A 17,322-nucleotide genomic window follows, 5' to 3' on the forward strand; every position below is an offset into this window, starting at 1 on the left:
CCGCGCGCCCGCCTACGCCGAGGTGGCGGCGACGACCTGCGAGTCCGGCTCGCCCGCGTCCAGCGGTTCGCGGGATTCCGCCTTGGCCACGAGACTCGCCGGCGGGCTGAACCGCTCCCCGTGGTGCGCGGCGAGTTCGCGGGCGCGCGCGACGAACGCCGGCAGCCCGCCCGGGTAGCCGTTGATGTACTGCACCACGCCGCCGGTCCACGCCGGGAACCCGATCCCGAAGATCGATCCGATGTTGGCATCCGGCGCGGTCTCGATGACTCCCTCGTCGAAGCACCGCACCGTTTCCAGCGCCTCGATGAACAGCATCCGCTCGGTCAGCGCGGTGAAGTCCACCGCGGCCGGGTCCGCACCGGACTTGCCGAAGTGCTCCGCCAGCCCGGGCCACAGGTGAGTGCGCTTGCCGTCGGCGTACTCGTAGAAGCCGGCGCCCGCGCTGCGCCCGGGCCGTTCGAACTCCTCGACCATCCGGTCGAGCACCGCGTCGGCCGGGTGCGGCGTCCACGTGCCGCCGGCCGCCTCGACCGCGCGCTTGGACTCCTCGCGGATCTTGCGCGGCAGCGTCAACGTCAGCTCGTCGAACAGCTGCAGCACGCCCGCGGGGAACCCGGCCTGCGCGGAGGCCTGCTCGACCGTCTGCGCCGGGACGCCCTCGCTGAGCATGGCCACGCCCTCGTTGAGGAACGTGCCGATGACGCGGCTGGTGAAGAAACCGCGGCTGTCGTTGACCACGATGGGCGTCTTGTTGATCTGCCGGACCACGTCGAACGCCCGCGCCAGCGCGCGGTCGCTCGTGCGCTGCCCGCGGATGATCTCCACCAGCGGCATCTTGTCCACCGGGGAGAAGAAGTGCAGGCCGATGAAGTCCTCGCTGCGCCGCACGCCCTCGGCCAGGCCGGTGATCGGCAACGTGGAGGTGTTCGAGCACAGCAGGGCGTCCGGATCGACGACGTCCTCGATCTCGGCGTAGACCCGCTGCTTCACGTCCGGGTCCTCGAAGACCGCTTCGATGACCAGGTCCGCCCCGCGCACCGGTTCGACCTCGGCCGTCGGCGTGATGCGCGCCAGCACCTCGTCGCGCTCGGACTCGCTGACGCGGCCCTTGGACACGCCCTTGTCGAGCACCTGCTCCGAATAGGTCTTGCCCTTGGCCGCGGCCTCGGCGGAGACGTCCTTGATGACGACCTCCATGCCCGCCCGGGCGCACACGTGGGCGATGCCCGCGCCCATCATGCCGCCGCCGAGCACGGCCACCTTGCTCGCCCGCGTCTGCGGCTGGTCGTCGGGCCTGCTGCCGCCGGCGTTGATCTGCTGCAGATCGAAGAAGAAGGCCTTGCTCATGTTCTTCGACGTCTGCCCGCAGGCGAGGTCGATGAAGTACTCCTCCTCGATCTTGAACGCGGTGTCCACATCGACCTGCGAGCCTTCGACCGCCGCGCACATGATGTGGTGCGGCGCCGGCAGCGGCGCGCCCTTGAGCTGTTTGCGCAGGTTCGCCGGGAACGCCGGCAGGTTCGCCGCGAACTTGGGGTTGTCCGGTGTGCCCCCGGGGATCTTGTAGCCCTTGCGGTCCCAGGGCTGCGTCGGCTCGGGGCCGGAGGCGATCCACTCCTTGGCCCGCTCGAGCAGCTGCTCGGGCGAGTCGACGAGTTCGTCGACCAGACCCTGTTCGGCGGCCTTGCCCGGCTTCAGCTGCTGGCCCTCCAGCAGGAGGTTGAGCAGGGCGTCGGTGATGCCGAACATCCGCACGCTGCGGACCACGCCGCCGGCGCCCGGCAGCAGACCGAGCGTGACCTCGGGGAATCCGAGTTTGGCGGAGCGGTGGTCGAGAACGACCCGGTGGTGGCACGCCAGGGCGATCTCCAGGCCGCCGCCGAGCGCGGCACCGCCGATCGCGGCCGCCACCGGCACGCCGAGGGTTTCCAGCCGGCGCAGCTGGCGCTTGCTCCGCGCGGAGCTCGCGGCGACGCGCTCGGCGTTCTCCGGGCGGGCCTGGACGAGGTCGTGCAGGTCACCGCCGGCGAAAAAGGTCTTCTTCGCCGAGGTGAGCACGACACCGGTGAGCTGGTCGCGCTGCTGCTCCAACCGGTCGAGGGTCTCTTCCAACGAGCGCAGGAAGCGCTCGTTCATCGTGTTGGCCTGCTGCTGGGGGTCATCCAGGGTCAGCACGACGATGCCGTCACCGTCGGACTCCCATCGGATGGTGCTCTCCTCGGTCATGCGCTGCCCTTCAGTCTTCGTCAGCCGGGTTGCGGGTGTTGCGGATGCGCGCGTGCGCGGTGTCAGGCGACGCGTTCGACGATGGTCGCGATGCCCATGCCGCCGCCGATGCAGAGCGTCGCCAGGCCGCGGCGCAGTTCGCGCCGCTCCAGTTCGTCGATGAGCGTGCCCAGGATCATCGCGCCGGTGGCACCGAGCGGATGCCCCATCGCGATCGCTCCGCCGTTGACGTTGACCTTCTCGTGCCCGACCCCGAAATCGCGCATGAACTTCAGCGGCACCGCGGCGAACGCCTCGTTGATCTCGACCAGGTCGATGTCGTCGATGCCCAGCTGCGCGGTGCGCAGCGCCTTGCGCACGGCGGGGCCGGGGCCGGTGAGCATGATGGTCGGGTCGGACCCGCTCAGCGCCGCGCCGACGATGCGGGCGCGGGGGCGCAGCCCGTGGCGCGAGCCGAACGATTCGCTGCCGACGAGCGTGAGCGCGGCGCCGTCGACGATCCCGGAGGAGTTGCCCGGCGTGTGCACGTGATCGATGCTCTCCACCCAGTGGTACTTCTGCTGGGCGACCGCGTCGAAACCGCCTGCCTCGCCCATTTCGGCGAAGGAGGGCTTCAGCTCGCCGAGCGCCTCGGCGGTGGTGCCGGCGCGCACGTGCTCGTCCCGGTCGAGCACCGTGTTCCCGTTGCGGTCGAGAACGGGCACGACCGAACGCGCGAACCGCCCGTCGGCCCAGGCCTTGCTCGCCCGGGTCTGCGACTCGGCGGCGTAGGCGTCCACCGTTCCGCGGTCGAAGCCCTCCAGCGTGGCGATCAGGTCCGCGCCGATGCCCTGGGGCACGAAGGACGTGGCGAAGTTCGTCTCCGGGTCCATCGCCCACGCGCCGCCGTCGGAGCCGAGCGGGACGCGGGACATGGACTCCACACCACCGGCCAGGACCGCGTCCTCCCAGCCGGAGCGGATCTTCTGCGCGGCCGTGTTGACCGCTTCCAGCCCGGACGCGCAGAAGCGGTTGAGCTGCACGCCGCTGACGGTCTCCGGCAGACCGGCCGCCAGGGCCGCCGTCTTGGCGATGTCCCCGCCCTGGTCCCCGAGCGGGGAGACCACGCCGAGCACGAGGTCGTCGATCTCCGCCGGATCGGCCTGCGGGTGCCGCCGCCGCAGTTCGTCGACGAGCCCCGTCACGAGACTGATGGGTTTGGTCCCGTGCAACGATCCGTCCTTCTTTCCGCGCCCTCGCGGCGTGCGGATCGATTCGTAGACGTACGCCTCCGACATGTTCACGGGCCTCCTCGTCGCGCGGCAGTGCTTCACCCAGAGTGAGACAGCGGAACTGTCATCGTCAATAGCGACGAGGTGGCCGCACCCTCCCGAGAACGCACGGCACCCGCCGGACTACGGCCTGTTTCATAGCGGTGCAGCCGTTTGCTCTGTCGCCCTCTGAGCAACGACAGTGCCCGCGGGTTCTCAGCGTTTTCCTGGCGAGGACGGTCCCGACGCTGTGTAGGTGGCTACATGAGGAGGGGCACCCGCAGTCCAGGGAAGCGCTGAGGTTCCGCCACCGGCCTCGCTACGCAAACCAATTTGAAACACTCCTTAGCGGCCGCACGGATTGGCGGTCGGTTGCTTGGCCGCACCGGTTCGTCAGGTAAGCGGCGGAGCCGCTTCCTTTTCCACCTAGGCAGGCCGAGCCGCCGGGGGTTCTCAGGCGTTGCCTCGCGAGGACAGCCCCGACGTTGTGTAGGTGGCTACCCGATGTCGGGGATCCCAGAGCGAGGCAGCGCCTGAGGTTCTCCCACCCGACCCACAACGCCAGCCAATCCGCGGGCTCTCTTAGCGCAGCAGCTCCCGCACGTCGACCCCGCGCAGCGAGGCGTCGAGCAACTGCACCGTGTGCGCCATGGGCAGCTCCGCTCCCCGCTGCTGCAACGCGGTGCCGATCTGCATCGAACAGCCCGGGTTGGCGCTGACCAGCAGGTCGGCACCGGTGTCCAGGACGTTCTGCGCCTTGCGGTCGCCGAGCTCCGCAGCGGCTTCCGGCTGCAGCAGGTTGTACACACCGGCCGAACCGCAGCACAGCTCGCCGCGGTTGATCTCCCGCAGGCGCAGCCCGGGGACGCCGGCCAGCAGCTCACGCGGCGCCGAGCGGATGCCCTGGCCGTGCGCGAGGTGGCAGGCGTCGTGGTAAGCCACGTCCAGCTCGATCGGATGCCGCGCGGCCCGCGGTTGCAGCTCGGCGAGCAGTTCGCTGACATCGCGCACACGCGCGGCGAAGCGCTCCGCCTTCCGCTGGTATTCGGCGTCGTCGCGCAGCAGCCGCGGGTACTCCTTGAGCGTCGAACCGCAACCGGCCGAATTGATCACCACGTAGTCCACCTCGGCCCGCTCGAACAGGTCCAGCAGGCGCCGCGCGAAGCCGGCGGCCTCCTCGGCACGGCCGGAGTGCTCGCTGAGCGCGCCGCAGCAGCCCTGCGACGGCGGGATCACCACGTCGCAGCCCTCCGCCGACAGCACCCGCGCCGTGGCCGCGTTCACGTCCGGGAAGAACGCGCTCTGCACGCAGCCGGTGATCATGCCGACGGTCGCGCGCCGGCGACCGCGCGCGGGCAGGCGCGTGCCGAGCCGGTCCGCCCGGCGGATCCGCGGTACCAGCGACTCCATGGTGCGCAGGCTCGCCGGGACCCGCTGCCACAGCTTGGTCCTGCGCAGCAGCGGTCCGACCCGGGAGCGCTGGTACAGCGCCAGCGGTGCGCGCAGGGCGCGCAGCCGCCGCGGGTACGGGAACAGCGCGAAGATCGTGCCGCGCAGCAGCCGTTCCCAGCGGCTGCGGGTGTGGTGGCGCTCCACCTGGGCCCGCGTGTCGGTGAGGAGCTCGCCGTAGCGCACCCCGGACGGGCAGGCGCTGACGCAGGCCATGCAGCCGAGGCAGTTGTCGAAGTGCCCGACCATCGTGTCGGTGAGCGGTTCGCCCTGCAGCCCCAGGGCCATGAGGTCGATCCGCCCGCGCGGCGAGTCCATCTCCTCGCCCCACAGCTCGTACGTCGGGCAGGCGGGCAGGCAGAAGCCGCAGTGCACGCAGTCGTTGATCAGCTCCTGCTGCGGTGGGTTCAGCTCGTCGAACGCGCCGGTCCCGGCCGCGTCCGCGGATGTCTCCTGCGACATCAGATCCCTCCTACGAACCGCCCGGGTGCCAGGCGCCGGTCCGGGTCGAAGTAGTGCTTGGTACGTGCCAGCAACGTGCGCAGCCCGGGGTCGACCGGCCCCCACACGTCCTCGGCCGCGCGGACGGCCCGCGGGGCGCGCAGCACGACCGCGTAGGTGCAGCGCCGGCGCAGATCGCCGATGAAGGCCGCCGCGCGGTCGGGGTCGGCCGCGCCGTCCAGTCCCACGTGGACGACGCCGAGACCGGCTGCGCCGCGGGCGGTGGCGGCGAGCCCGTGCTCGGCCGCCGACTCCTGCACCGCAGCGAGCAGACCGGGCAGTTCGGCCGGGGGCACGCCGGCGCGCAGCCCGGTGCCGCCGCTCGCGTCGAACGGGTAACGCCCCCACCACTCCGGCGGTCGGGTGCGGATGTCGGCCTCCAGTCCGAGGGCGTCGACGAGCTCCTCCGCGCGGCGGTGCGTCACCTCCGGCAGGCCTTCTAGCTCGGCGCACACCGCCAGCGGCCCGGCCGGTTCGGGCCGGTCGACCTCGATCGCGGTGGGCATGGCCTGGCTGCCGCGGACGGCCGAGACGATCCGCCCCGCCTGCTCCGGGGTCTCCGCGGGGCACAGGATCCAGCGGTGCTCGGAGCTGACCGGGTGCAGCCGGAAGACGACCTCGGTGATCACGCCGAGCGTGCCGTAGGAGCCGGTGTAGAGCTTGCCGAGGTCGTAGCCGGCGACGTTCTTGACGACCTTGCCGCCCGAGGTGGCCACCGTGCCGTCGGCGAGCACCGCGGTGATGCCGATGAGCAGGTCGCGCACACCACCGAAGTAGTGCCGCACCGGGCCGGACTCGGCGGTGGCGACCACCCCGCCGAGCGTCGCGCCCGGCAGCGGGTGGTCGACCGCGAGCTGCTGGCCGTGCCGGCGCAGCTCGGCGTTGAGCTCGTCCAGCGGCGTGCCGGCGCGGGCGCGCACCACGAGGTCGCCGGCGGCGTGCTCGACGACGCCGCTGTTCCCGGCCACGTCGAGCACCACGTCGACGCGCTCCGGGGCCGCCGCCCAGTCCGGTTTCGTCGCGCCGCCGCGGGCCACCACGGCGAGCCCGTGCTCGGTGCTGACCCGCATGGCGGTCGAGACCTCGTCGGTGCTGCGGGCCGCCACGCGCCAGCGCGCGCCGAGCCGGGCGTCGGCCCCGTCGGCCGCCACCACGCGGTCCTCGCCGAGCGCGGCCCGCAGCGCCGCTTCGGCCCGGTCCGCCGTCCCTGCCGCGTCCGAGGTGGTCGTGCTCATCAGAACAGGTCCGCCAATCCCGCTTCGGTCAACGGATGCACGCCGCGCTGCGGCCCGGGCTTCTCGCCGCACAGCCGCGGCGTGGGGAACACCTTGCCCGGGTTGCACAGCCCGGCCGGGTCGAACGCGCAGCGCACCGCTTGCATCGTGGCCATGTCCGCGGTGGTGAACATGCGTCCCATGTAGGTGACCTTGTCCGCGCCCACCCCGTGCTCGCCGGTGATCGATCCGCCGTAGTCGACGCAGATGTCGAGGATCGCCCCGGAGACCTCCTCGGCCCGTTCGGTCGCGCCCGGTTCGGCGGAGTCGAACAGCACCAGCGGGTGCAGGTTGCCGTCGCCGGCGTGGAAGACGTTGGCGACGCGCACCCCGCTCTCCGCGGACAGCCGCGCGATGCGGCCGAGCACCTCGGGCAGCGCGGTCCGCGGGATCACCCCGTCCTGCACGATGTAGTCGGGGCTGATGCGTCCCACCGCGGCGAAGGCCGACTTGCGCCCCTTCCAGATGCGGGCGCGTTCGGCCTCGTCGGCGGCGACGCGCACCTCGAACGCGCCGCGCTCCTCGCAGTGCTCGCTCGTCAAGCGGAAGGCGTGCTCCACCTCGGCGGCGGGCCCGTCGAGCTCGACGACCAGCACGGCCCCGGCACCTTTGGGGTAACCGCAGGCCACGGCCTGTTCGGCGGCTTCGATCGACAGGGCGTCCATCATCTCGATGGCGGCCGGGGTGATGCCGTCGGCGATGATCGCCGAGACCGCGGCCCCGGCTTCGTCGGTGGAGGGGAACCCGGCCAGCAGCGTCTGCACGCTCTCCGGGGCGCGCAGCAGCCGCACGGTGATCTTGGTGACGACGCCGAGCGTGCCCTCGCTGCCGATGAACGCGCCGAGCAGGTCGTAGCCGGGGGCTTCGCGCGCGGGCCCGCCGAGCTCGACGATCTGCCCGTCCGGGGTGACCACTTCCAGCGCGAGGACGTGGTTGGTGGTGAAGCCGTACTTCAGGCAGTGCGCACCGCCGGAGTTCTCCGCGACGTTGCCGCCGACCGAGCACACCTGCTGGCTGGAGGGGTCCGGAGCGAAGTAGTAGCCGTCGCCGGAGACGGCCTTGGTCACGTCGAGGTTGATCACGCCGGGTTCGACGACGGCGCGTTCGTTGGCGATGTCGATGTCGAGGATGCGCCGCATCCGCGAGGTCACCACGAGCACGCCGGAGGAGTGCGGCAGCGCACCGCCGGACAGGCCGGTCCCGGCGCCGCGGGCGACGAACGGGATGCCGCATTCGTTGCAGGTGCGCACGATCGCGCTGATCTCCTCGGCCGTTTCCGGCAGGACCACGACGGCGGGGGTCGTACGGTAGCTCGCGAGGCCGTCGCATTCGTAGGTCCGCAGCTGTTGCGGGTCGGTGATGATCGAGCGTTCCGGCAGGAGCGCGCGGAACCGCCGGACGGCGTCCGCGACGTCCGGTTGTTCGTCGGAACGCTCGACCGGTTCGTGCGTCGTGCTGGCCGACATGACCGCCTCCCGGAGGAGCTTCGTTCAGCGAATTTCAGTCAGTGGAAACCGAGTTTCGAGCTTTGATCCTGAACCCTAGGTTGTAGCCGACATAGATACAAGAGGGCGCGATGCGAACCGGTCCACCTCCGCGCCGGCACGGTCCGCGCGCATGCCCGCCCGCACCGCTGGCACCGACACCGCCGGCACCGACACCGCTGGCACCGACCGATCGTGTCCGCGAACACACCGCGTACGGGTCCAGCGTGCCACCATCGCGGGCAGGGACAAGGAGACGCGCATGATCGGTCTCGAAACCGGGCGATCCACCGCGGAGAACTACCGCCGCTTCGCCGAGCACGCGGCACGCGGACACTCGCCGCTGTACGAGCAGTGGGCGCGCGCCATCGCCGAGGACCGCGACGTCCTCGCCTTCCTGCACCGGCTGCCGCCCGAGCGGCGCCAGCCCACGCTGTTCTTCGCATCGCTGCGCTGGATCGCCGGCCTGCCCGCCGACCTCGACGAGCTGCGGACGGTCGTGCACGAGCGCGGCGCCGAACTGGAGCACGCGCTGCGCACCCGCCGCACGCAGACCAACGAGGCCGGGCGCTGCGCCGCGCTGCTGCCCGTGCTCGCCGCGCTGCCGCAGCCGCTGGCGCTGCTCGAAGTGGGCGCCAGCGCCGGTCTGACCCTGCTGCCGGACCGCTACGGCTACGACTACGCGGGCCACCGGCTCGAACCACCGACGCCCGAAGCGCCCGTGCTGGCCTGCCGTCCGCACGGACCGGTACCGCTGCCCGCGCACCAGCCCCGCGTGACGTGGCGCGCCGGGATCGACGAGCACCCGCTGCACGTCGACGCCGCCGCCGACACCGACTGGCTCCGCGCGCTCGTCTGGCCCGGGCAGCCGGAACGGGCCCGGCGCCTGGAAGCCGCGCTGACCGTCGCCCGGCGCGATCCGCCACCGGTGCACCGCGGCGACCTGGTGGACGACCTCGCCGGACTCGCCCGCACGGCTCCACCGGAGGCCACGCTCGTCGTGTTCCACACCGCGGTGCTGCCCTACGTCCGCCCGTTGCGCAGACGCGTCTTCGCAGCGGCCGCGCGCGAGCTCGGGGCGTGCTGGATCGCGAACGAATCCCCGGCCGTGCTGGACGAGATCACCGAGGCGCCGAACGACGGCGCGGACTTCGCGCTCACCCGCGACGGCCGGCCGCTGGCGCAGGTGGACGGCCACGGCAGCTGGATCCGCTGGCTCGGCGAATAGACCCCGCGCGGAGCGGTTCAGCGCTGCTCGACGGCGCCCGCGATCCGTGCGGCCACGGCAGCCACGTCATCGACCTCGCCGGCGGGTGAAAGGCGAGCTCACGGCCCGAGCAGCACGGGGACCCACTGCTCGGCGGCGGTCACCGAGCCGTGATGGCCGCGCAGTCGCGACTCCCCCGGTTCCACGGCGGAGCGGATGACTCCCGACTCGTGCATCACGGCGATGACCTCGCCGATCCGGGGCAGCACCTCGTCGTCGACGACCGGGCCGAACCACCCCTCGTCGACCGCCTGCTCGCGGGTGAGCACCACCCCGCAGTCGCCGAGCACGCCCTGCCAGGCTTGGGCCACGTCATCGACCGCGCCCGCCTCGGGGTGGACGTAGCGGGCCCGGACCTCGCCGGACACCTGGCGCACGCCCGCGGACAGCGCGGCGTCGGTGTCCGCATCGAACATCCGGGACGGGTCCACTGCGACCATCCCGTGGTCGGCCACGACGGTCAACGCCACCCCGGGTGGCAGGCGTTCGGCCACAGTGGACACGAGGTGGTCGACCTGGGACAGCTGCAACCGCCACGGGTCCGAACCGGGTCCGTGCGCGTGCCCCAGCAGATCGACGTGCGCGTGGTAGGCGTAGCACAGCGTGGGCGCGTCGGCGTGCGCCGCGGCGAGCATCCCGTCGGCGAGATCGCCGAGGGCGCGCACCCCGTGCAGCCGCGCCCCGCGCAGCGCGGCGCGGGTCAGTCCGGTGCCGGCGAACTCGGCGGGTACGACCGTGCGCAGCTCGACGCCCGAACCACCCAGGCTCTCGGCGATCGTGGGGTGCGGCTGCGCCGCTTCCGGCGGCCAGGTGCTCAGCATCCCGGTGCGCTGTCCCGCACCGTCCTGCACCGTGCCGTGCGTGCTCCAGCTCAACGGGTGCAGCAGCCCGCCGACGGGTGGTGCGGCGAAGGAGTAGCCGGCGATGCCGTGCTCACCGACGCACCGGCCGGTTCCGAGCGAGCTGATGCTCGCGGCCGTGGTCGTGGGAAAGCCCGCGGTGAGCGGACTCGCGGTGGGCAGAGTGGACAGATACGGCGCGTCGGCGGCGTGCTCGGTCAGCAGCTGCTGGCCCAGGCCGTCGACGAGCAGCACGATCGCGCTGCGGCACTGCGGGAACCCGATCGTGTCGGTGTGGCCGGCAACGCCCATCGCCGCGAGCAGGCTCGGCAGCACGGCGGCGAGCGTGCGTCCACCCGGGTCCGGCGGGACGACCCAGTCTGGTTGGTACGACGTCGAACGGCTCATCGCGCGCCTTTCCATCGCTGCACCGGCGGGTCCCGCCAGTCTCCCGCGACGGCCGGGCACGCGGCCAGCCCTCCGGAAGGACGCGCCTGTCGAAGGGCCGATCGACCCGTTCCCCGGGCCGAACCGCGCACCAGGCCGAACGGGGCGAGTGCGGCGAAAAGGCGGAAAACGGCTTCAGATCCCGAGTGAGCGGCCGATGATCTCCTTCATGATCTCCGTCGTCCCGCCGTAGATCGTCTGGATGCGCGAGTCCAAGTAGGCCTTGGCCACGGGGAATTCGGCCATGTAGCCGTAACCGCCGTGCAGCTGCAGGCACCGGTCGACGACGCGCTTGTTCATCTCGGTCAACCACCACTTGGCCATGGCCGCGTCGGAGATGTTCAGCTCGCCCGCGTTGTGCTCCTGCACGCACCGGTCGGCGAACGTGCGTCCGATCTGCACCTCGGTGGCCATCTCGGCGAGCTCGAAGCGGATGTGCTGGAACTTGCCGATGGGGCGGCCGAAGGCGGTGCGTTCCCGGCAGTACCGCGTCGTCTCGTCGAGGATGTGCTCGGCGGCGGCCGCGCTGGCCACACCGATGGACAGCCGTTCCTGCGGGAGGTTCTCCATCAGGTAGACGAAGCCCTGCCCTTCCTGACCGAGCAGGTTCTCCGCGGGCACGCGCACGTCGTTGAAGAACAGCTCGGCGGTGTCCTGCCCCTTCTGGCCGATCTTCTCGAGGTTGCGGCCGCGTTCGAAGCCTTCCATGCCGCGCTCGACCACGAGCAGGCTGATGCCCTCGTGTCCCGCGTCGGGATCGGTGCGCGCCACGACGACCACCAGGTCGGCGAGGATGCCGTTGCTGATGAACGTCTTCTGCCCGTTGAGCACGTAGTGGTCACCGTCGAGCACGGCCGTGGTGGTGATGCCCTGCAGGTCGCTGCCCGCGCCCGGTTCGGTCATCGCGATGGCGCTGATGGTCTCGCCGGAGCAGAACCCGGGCAGCCACCGCTGCTTCTGCTCCTCGGTGCCGAGCTTCAGCAGGTAGGGGGCGATGATGTCGTTGTGCAGGGTTGCCCCGAAGGACGTGATCCCGGCGGCGACGAGCTCCTCGGCGATGACGGCGTTGAACCGGAAGTCGTCGACTCCCGCACCGCCGTGCCGCTCCTCGGCCGCGAACCCGAGCAGGCCCTGCCGCCCGGCGGCGAGCCAGGCGTCACGGCTGACCACGCCGTCCTGCTCCCACTGCTCGGCATGGGGCACGAGCTCCTTCTCCACGAACGTGCGCACCGTGTCGCGGAACGCTTCGTGGTCGGCTTCGTACAGTTCTCGCCGCATCGTCAGGCTTCCTTCCGCACCACGGCTTCGGACTGGAGCAGGTCGTCGCCGAGCGCCCAGTCGCGGGCGACTTCGGCTGCGTGCGCACCGGTTCGCGGAGGTGTCCGCGGCGGTTGCGGCCGGGTGCGACCGAACCGCGGTGCGGCTGCGGGTTGCCGGACCCCGCCGACCTCGGGCTGCGTCGCCCGCGCGGCCATGTGCGGGTGTTCGGCCGCTTCGGCCATGGACAGCACGGGCGCGACGCACGCGTCGGAGTCGGCGAAGACCGCTTCCCACTCCTCGCGGGTGCGCGCGCTGAAGGCCTCGCGGAACGCCCGCCGGATCTCGGGCCAGTTGGCCGGGTCGTCGCGGTCGGGCAGCCGGCCGGTGAGCTCGAGCCGTTCGAGGAGTTCGGCGTAGAACTGCGGTTCCAGCGCGCCGACGGACATGTGGCCGCCGTCGCCGGTCTCGTAGACGTCGTAGTAGGGCGCACCGGTGTCGAGCAGGTTGGTCCCCCGCTCGGTCGTCCACAGGCCGGCGCCGAGCATGCCGAACAGCATGGTGCCCAGGTGGCTGGCACCGTCCACGATGGCCGCGTCGACGACCTGGCCGCGTCCGCTGGTGCGCGCTTCGAGCAGCGCGGACAGCACTCCCACGGCGAGGTAGAGGGCGCCGCCGCCGAAGTCGCCGAGCAGGTTCACCGGCACCTGCGGCGGGCCGCCGGCCCGGCCGATGGAGTGCAGCATCCCCGTCAGCGCGATGTAGTTGATGTCGTGCCCGGCCCGGTCGGCCCGGGGGCCTTCCTGGCCCCAACCGGTCATCCGCCCGTACACGAGCGCGGGGTTGGCGCGCCAGCAGTCCTCGGGTCCGATGCCGAGCCGTTCGGTCACTCCCGGGCGCAGTCCTTCGAGCAGGACGTCGGCACGTGCGGTAAGGCCGCGCACGGTCGCCGCGCCGTCCGCGTGCTTGAGGTCGACCGACAGCGAGCGCTTGCCGCGGTCGAGCGTGTCCGCCGGGTTGCCGGCGTTCTGCGGCCTGTCGACGCGCACGACGTCGGCACCGAGATCGGCCAGCAGCATGCCGCAGAACGGCGCCGGCCCGATGCCGGCGAGTTCGACCACGCGCACCCCGGCAAGAGGCCCGGTGGAGCGCGTGTCCTGCGAGGATTCGGTCACGGACCACCTCATTCCCGGGCATGACCCGATGTGACGCACCCTACAGCATATCGTGACGTGCTCAGTGTTACACCGTTGGTGTCACAGAGGTCAAGGAGTATCGTGCGGCCATGCTCCGAACTGCGGACGACGAGCTCACCGTCGACGAATTGGCCGCCCGCGCCGGGGTGACAGTGCGGACGATCCGCTTCTACTCCTCGCGCGGACTGCTGCCGCCGCCGCGGCTGCGCGGACGGACCGGGGTGTACTCGGGCGAGCACCTCGCCCGGCTCGACCTGATCCGGGAGCTGCAGGCGCTCGGCTTCACCCTGGCAGCGATCGAGCGGCAGTTGCACCGCATCCCGGAGGACGCATCCCCCGCCGAGCTGGCGCTGCAACGCGCGCTGATCGCCCCGTGGACCGACGACCAGGCCGAGGACCTCGACCACCACGAGCTCGACCAGCGGGCCGGCCGCCACCTCGATGAAGCGCGCATCGACCAGCTCGTAGCGCTGGGGATCGTGCAACGCCTCGACGAGGACTCCGCGCGGATCCGGCTGCTGGTCCCGGCCATGCTCGACGTCGGCCTGCGCATCCTGGAGTTCGACCTGCCGCAGGACATGCTGGTGCGCGCGAAGGAGATCGTGGATCAGCACACCGGCCAGATCGCCGGGGAGCTGCGCGAGCTCTTCGCCGAGAACGTGCTGCGGCCGTACCGGCAGCGGGGGCGCCCCGAGGAGGAGCGCGCACGGGTGCAGGCGGTGGCCGACGAGCTGCGGCCGCTGACGCTGCGGGTGCTCATGGACGGTTTCCAGCGCGCGGTCAACCGCGTGATCAGGCAGCAAGTGCAGGACGGTCCAGAGGTGTCGCGAATGGACGGACCCGCCGGTGACGACGGGATCGGCGCCGACGAGCCCGGTGACGGCGCGCTCGGTGACGAGTCCCCCGACGGGGACGAACACGGCGGTGACGAACACGGCGGGGAGGAACACGGCGGCACGGCATCCGGTGGGCGAGCAGACCACAACGGACACCACTCGACAGTGTGATCACCGGAGCGGAACAGCCACTGCTGATCGCTACGTCTCGTCACGAGCGCGCCGACGCGACACCTCGATCAAGCTAAATTCGGGCATAACCGATACACAACACCGCGCACGCCGATGAAGATGGTGGAAGTCCACTACCTTCAGGAGAAGTGTGCATATGAACAGTTTCCGGCGGGCAGTGTTCGGTTCGGTCGCCGCGGCCGGCCTCGCGCTCAGCCCCGTAGTCCTGAGCAGCCCCGCACTCGCGAGCAACCCCGGCGCTGCGAGCAATCCCGATGCTGCGAGCAATCCCGGCGCTGCGAGCGCCGTCCGCTCCGAACCCGCGGCCGAGCCGGCCGGCAGCATGCTCACGCTGACCGTGCAGCAGCAGAACTCGGCCCGCAGCGCCGCGGTGCTCACCTGCGACCCGGCCGGTGGATCGCACCCGGCTGCCGAACAGGCATGTGCCGCGCTGGCCAACGCCAACGGCAAGCTCGACACGCTCAAGAACGACGACATGCGGTGCACCATGGAGTACGCCCCCGTCACCGCCACGGCCACCGGTGACTGGCGCGGCGAGCCGGTGCGCTTCCAGCAGGAGTACTCGAACTCCTGCCAGTTGCAGGCCGAAACCGGCCAGGTCTTCCAGCTCTGAACGCCCGCGTCGCACGCCGGGACGCCGGCTCGGTACCGGACGTCCCGGCTGCCTCCGCCCACCGGCCCGTCCCGCCACCAGCCCGCTCCTGGCGCCATCGCCCAGTACACCCGCTGCGGTGCTGGGCGCCCGGGTGCCGAGCCCGGCGGACAGCGTCCGGCACGGGCGGATGCCCGCTGGGTCCGGAACATCCAGGTCCGCCTGGGCCCGCCCCTTCGCTCGAACGAGCGGCTAACCTGGCGACATGCCCCCCGAATCCGAGGACAACCGCTGGCCGCAGCGCCTGTACGCCAGCGGCGAGGACCCGGACCCACGCTTCAGCCTCGCCAACGAGCGCACCTTCCTCGCGTGGATCCGCACCGCGCTGGCACTGATGGCGGCGGGAGTCGGCGTGGAAGCCCTCAACGTCGTGCCGCACTCGCCCGCGAGTCCACTGCGGACGGTCCTCGCGGTGCTGCTCGTGGCAGGTGGCGCGGCCTGTGCCGGCGGAGCGTTCCACCGCTGGTTCGCCACCGAACGCGCGCTGCGCGCGGGACGGACCCTGCCCGCACCGCGACTCGGCCCCGTGCTCGGCTACGGCCTCGTCGCCGCCGGCGTCCTCGCGTGCGTGCTCATGTTCCTGCCCGGCGTTTGAGGCCCCGGGGCGGGACGGACGCACGATGATGAGGACGAACGGGCCGCGCCCGCACGGGCCCTGGGACCCCGGGCTGCAGACCGAACGCACCGCCCTGGCCTGGCTGCGCACCACCCTGGCGTTCACCGTGGGCACGCTCGTGCTGCTGCGGCTGATCGCCTGGCACAACGCGGCCGCCGCGGCCGTCTGCGCGGTGGTGCTCGTACCGCTGGCCGTGGGCAGCACGTGGCTGACCTGGCGGCGGAACCTGCAGGAGGAACGCCGGCTGCACGCCGGCCGCCCGCTGCCCGGTGCGGCGCTGCACGCGGCGGTGTCCGCGGCGGTCGTGCTCGCCGGCGCCGCCGCCCTGCTCTACATCGTGCTCTGATACGCGCTCCCGCGTCCTACCGGGCTCTTGATCGCGAGTCGTCGGAACGGCTGCTTCCGAGGTGGACCATCGGGCGCTGGCGCCGTTTCGGCGGCCGCTACGGGTGCTGGGCCCGGGCGGACGTCCGGTGTTGCGTCCTTTCCGCGGCGGTCTCCTGCGCGCTGGGGTTGAGCGGACGGCCCGCGGTTTCGGGCAGGAGAGCCGTGACGCCGAGGGACACGGCGGCGATCGCGGTCAGGTATCCGGCGGGCGCGAACTCGCTGCCGGTCAGCGCGACGAGCAACGTCGCGACGAACGGGGCTGTGCCGCCGAAGAGCGCGTACGCCACGTTGTAAGTGACGGCCGAGGCCGTGTAACGCACCGCGGTCGGGAACAGTTCGGCCAGGAGCACGGCCGTGACCACGTTGATCGTTACCGTGCCCAACCCGAGCATCAGCTGGCCGCCGAGGGCGCCGAGCAGCGTCCCGGTGCTCGCCACGACCTGCCCGGGTACGGCCAGCACGACCAGCGCCGCGCACGCCGCGAACAGCGTGCGCCGCCGACCGACCCGGTCGGTCAGGACCCCGGCGAAGGGTGCCAGCAGCACGCCGAAGGTGAGCGCCACCACGTTGGACAGCAGTACGTGCTCCACCCGCATACCGACCACTTCCTGGAGGAACGTGGTCATGTAAGCCGAAAGCACGTAGAACGACAGGGCCGTGGTGATGACGACGCCGCCGAGGCGGAACATCGGGGAGAGCTGCGGCCGGACGCTCCTGCCGAGCGACGCCGTCGCGGACGCCGAGTCGTTGCGGAGCTCCTGGAACACGGCGCTCTCGTCGAGGCGCCGCCGGATGTAGAACCCGATGAGCCCGACGGGCGCGGCCAGCAGGAAGGCGACGCGCCATCCCCAGCTGTTCATCTGCTCCGCGGGCAACGCGGCCGTGAGCACGTACGTGAGCGAGGCGGCGAGCGCGAACGCGCCGAAGGTCGCCGCGGGCAGGAGGCTCGCGTACCTCCCGCGGTTGTTCGGCGGGCAGTGTTCGATCAGGTAGGTGCAGGCCCCCGCGTACTCGCCCCCCGAGGAAAGTCCCTGCAGGCAGCGCGCCGCCGTCAGCAGCAGCGGTGCTGCGATCCCGATGCTCGCGTACGTGGGCAGCAGCCCGATCGCGGCGGTGGACCCGGACATCAGAAGCACCGTCAGCGCCAGTGCCCGCTTCCTGCCGACGCGGTCGCCGAGCACGCCGAACACGACTCCGCCCAGCGGCCGCAGCGCGAACGCGACCGCGAACACCGCGAAGGTCTGCAGCAGTCCCACGAGCCCGTCGTCCCCGGGGAAGAACCGGGTCGCCAGGATGTGCGCGAGGAAGCCGTAGAGCGCGAAGTCGAACCACTCGACGACAGTGCCCGCTACCGCGGCCACCGTCACCTTGCGCAGGACCGTGGAACGGTCGTGGTCGGATCCCATGAGCAACTTCCCTCGTCGGCGTGCGGATTCGGGTACCGCA

At 71.8% G+C, this 17,322-nt stretch carries 14 protein-coding genes; 5 read left to right on the top strand and 9 right to left on the bottom strand.

Going from position 1 to position 17,322, the window contains the following annotated elements; genetic code table 11:
• Positions 1-12 precede the first annotated feature (12 nt).
• From ACVGV2_RS16890 to ACVGV2_RS16910, 5 genes are all read right to left on the bottom strand, one after another.
• On the bottom strand, positions 13-2,229 hold the full coding sequence (locus ACVGV2_RS16890; RefSeq protein WP_459163329.1) for a 3-hydroxyacyl-CoA dehydrogenase NAD-binding domain-containing protein: 2,217 nt from the start codon (positions 2,227-2,229) through the stop codon (positions 13-15).
• 62 nt (positions 2,230-2,291) lie between these two features.
• Positions 2,292-3,506 carry an acetyl-CoA C-acetyltransferase gene (locus tag ACVGV2_RS16895; protein ID WP_459163330.1) on the bottom strand — a complete coding sequence of 405 codons (1,215 nt, stop codon included), beginning with the start codon at positions 3,504-3,506 and terminating at the stop codon, positions 2,292-2,294.
• Positions 3,507-4,061: 555 nt separating this feature from the next.
• Entirely contained in the window at positions 4,062-5,390 is a 1,329-nt protein-coding gene (locus ACVGV2_RS16900; RefSeq protein ID WP_459163331.1) for a (Fe-S)-binding protein, read from the bottom strand.
• Positions 5,390-6,664, bottom strand: coding sequence for an FAD-binding oxidoreductase (locus ACVGV2_RS16905; protein ID WP_459163332.1), 1,275 nt, complete (start codon positions 6,662-6,664; stop codon positions 5,390-5,392). Before ACVGV2_RS16905 ends, ACVGV2_RS16900 begins: the two co-directional genes overlap by 1 nt.
• Positions 6,664-8,169: an FAD-linked oxidase C-terminal domain-containing protein gene (locus tag ACVGV2_RS16910; protein WP_459163333.1), complete on the bottom strand. Its 1,506-nt coding sequence runs from the start codon at positions 8,167-8,169 to the stop codon at positions 6,664-6,666. The genes ACVGV2_RS16905 and ACVGV2_RS16910 overlap by 1 nt, the downstream gene beginning before the upstream one ends.
• A gap of 280 nt (positions 8,170-8,449) precedes the next feature.
• Between ACVGV2_RS16910 and ACVGV2_RS16915 the strand changes: the two genes are divergently transcribed.
• Positions 8,450-9,415: a DUF2332 domain-containing protein gene (locus ACVGV2_RS16915; RefSeq protein ID WP_459163334.1), complete on the top strand. Its 966-nt coding sequence runs from the start codon at positions 8,450-8,452 to the stop codon at positions 9,413-9,415.
• 98 nt (positions 9,416-9,513) lie between these two features.
• Here the strand turns inward: ACVGV2_RS16915 and ACVGV2_RS16920 are convergent, their stop codons facing one another.
• The 3 genes from ACVGV2_RS16920 to ACVGV2_RS16930 form a co-directional block, all read right to left on the bottom strand.
• The gene (locus ACVGV2_RS16920; protein ID WP_459163335.1) at positions 9,514-10,701 is read right to left on the bottom strand and encodes an alkaline phosphatase family protein; all 1,188 of its coding nucleotides are present in this window, start codon (positions 10,699-10,701) and stop codon (positions 9,514-9,516) included.
• A 174-nt stretch (positions 10,702-10,875) separates the two neighbouring features.
• Entirely contained in the window at positions 10,876-12,018 is a 1,143-nt protein-coding gene (locus ACVGV2_RS16925) for an acyl-CoA dehydrogenase family protein (RefSeq protein ID WP_459163336.1), read from the bottom strand.
• A 2-nt stretch (positions 12,019-12,020) separates the two neighbouring features.
• Positions 12,021-13,184, bottom strand: a complete 1,164-nt coding sequence (locus tag ACVGV2_RS16930; protein ID WP_459163337.1) for a CaiB/BaiF CoA transferase family protein — start codon at positions 13,182-13,184, stop codon at positions 12,021-12,023.
• 98 nt (positions 13,185-13,282) lie between these two features.
• Here ACVGV2_RS16930 and ACVGV2_RS16935 point away from each other — a divergent pair, with 98 nt between their 5' ends.
• From ACVGV2_RS16935 to ACVGV2_RS16950, 4 genes are all read left to right on the top strand, one after another.
• Positions 13,283-14,200, top strand: coding sequence for a MerR family transcriptional regulator (locus ACVGV2_RS16935; RefSeq protein ID WP_459163338.1), 918 nt, complete (start codon positions 13,283-13,285; stop codon positions 14,198-14,200).
• Between the two features lie 157 nt (positions 14,201-14,357).
• Positions 14,358-14,834, top strand: coding sequence for an SSI family serine proteinase inhibitor (locus tag ACVGV2_RS16940; protein ID WP_459163339.1), 477 nt, complete (start codon positions 14,358-14,360; stop codon positions 14,832-14,834).
• Between the two features lie 244 nt (positions 14,835-15,078).
• Positions 15,079-15,468 carry a YidH family protein gene (locus tag ACVGV2_RS16945; protein ID WP_459163340.1) on the top strand — a complete coding sequence of 130 codons (390 nt, stop codon included), beginning with the start codon at positions 15,079-15,081 and terminating at the stop codon, positions 15,466-15,468.
• A gap of 25 nt (positions 15,469-15,493) precedes the next feature.
• Positions 15,494-15,835 (top strand): DUF202 domain-containing protein, encoded by a 342-nt coding sequence (locus ACVGV2_RS16950; RefSeq protein ID WP_459163341.1) that lies wholly within the window; start codon positions 15,494-15,496, stop codon positions 15,833-15,835.
• Between the two features lie 97 nt (positions 15,836-15,932).
• Here the strand turns inward: ACVGV2_RS16950 and ACVGV2_RS16955 are convergent, their stop codons facing one another.
• A complete protein-coding gene (locus tag ACVGV2_RS16955) occupies positions 15,933-17,282 on the bottom strand; it encodes an MFS transporter (RefSeq protein ID WP_459163342.1) in 1,350 nt (449 codons plus the stop codon).
• Between the last annotated feature and the right edge of the window lie 40 nt (positions 17,283-17,322).

Source organism: Bounagaea algeriensis, assembly GCF_054491375.1.

Bases quoted from the DNA above. Each gene is read 5' to 3' on its own strand.
- ACVGV2_RS16890 (WP_459163329.1), bottom strand. From the start codon at position 2,229: ATGACCGAGGAGAGCACCATCCGATGGGAGTCCGACGGTGACGGCATC.
- ACVGV2_RS16895 (WP_459163330.1), bottom strand. From the start codon at position 3,506: ATGTCGGAGGCGTACGTCTACGAATCGATCCGCACGCCGCGAGGGCGC.
- ACVGV2_RS16900 (WP_459163331.1), bottom strand. From the start codon at position 5,390: ATGTCGCAGGAGACATCCGCGGACGCGGCCGGGACCGGCGCGTTCGAC.
- ACVGV2_RS16905 (WP_459163332.1), bottom strand. From the start codon at position 6,664: ATGAGCACGACCACCTCGGACGCGGCAGGGACGGCGGACCGGGCCGAA.
- ACVGV2_RS16910 (WP_459163333.1), bottom strand. From the start codon at position 8,169: ATGTCGGCCAGCACGACGCACGAACCGGTCGAGCGTTCCGACGAACAA.
- ACVGV2_RS16915 (WP_459163334.1), top strand. From the start codon at position 8,450: ATGATCGGTCTCGAAACCGGGCGATCCACCGCGGAGAACTACCGCCGC.
- ACVGV2_RS16920 (WP_459163335.1), bottom strand. From the start codon at position 10,701: ATGAGCCGTTCGACGTCGTACCAACCAGACTGGGTCGTCCCGCCGGAC.
- ACVGV2_RS16925 (WP_459163336.1), bottom strand. From the start codon at position 12,018: ATGCGGCGAGAACTGTACGAAGCCGACCACGAAGCGTTCCGCGACACG.
- ACVGV2_RS16930 (WP_459163337.1), bottom strand. From the start codon at position 13,184: ATGAGGTGGTCCGTGACCGAATCCTCGCAGGACACGCGCTCCACCGGG.
- ACVGV2_RS16935 (WP_459163338.1), top strand. From the start codon at position 13,283: ATGCTCCGAACTGCGGACGACGAGCTCACCGTCGACGAATTGGCCGCC.
- ACVGV2_RS16940 (WP_459163339.1), top strand. From the start codon at position 14,358: ATGAACAGTTTCCGGCGGGCAGTGTTCGGTTCGGTCGCCGCGGCCGGC.
- ACVGV2_RS16945 (WP_459163340.1), top strand. From the start codon at position 15,079: ATGCCCCCCGAATCCGAGGACAACCGCTGGCCGCAGCGCCTGTACGCC.
- ACVGV2_RS16950 (WP_459163341.1), top strand. From the start codon at position 15,494: ATGATGAGGACGAACGGGCCGCGCCCGCACGGGCCCTGGGACCCCGGG.
- ACVGV2_RS16955 (WP_459163342.1), bottom strand. From the start codon at position 17,282: ATGGGATCCGACCACGACCGTTCCACGGTCCTGCGCAAGGTGACGGTG.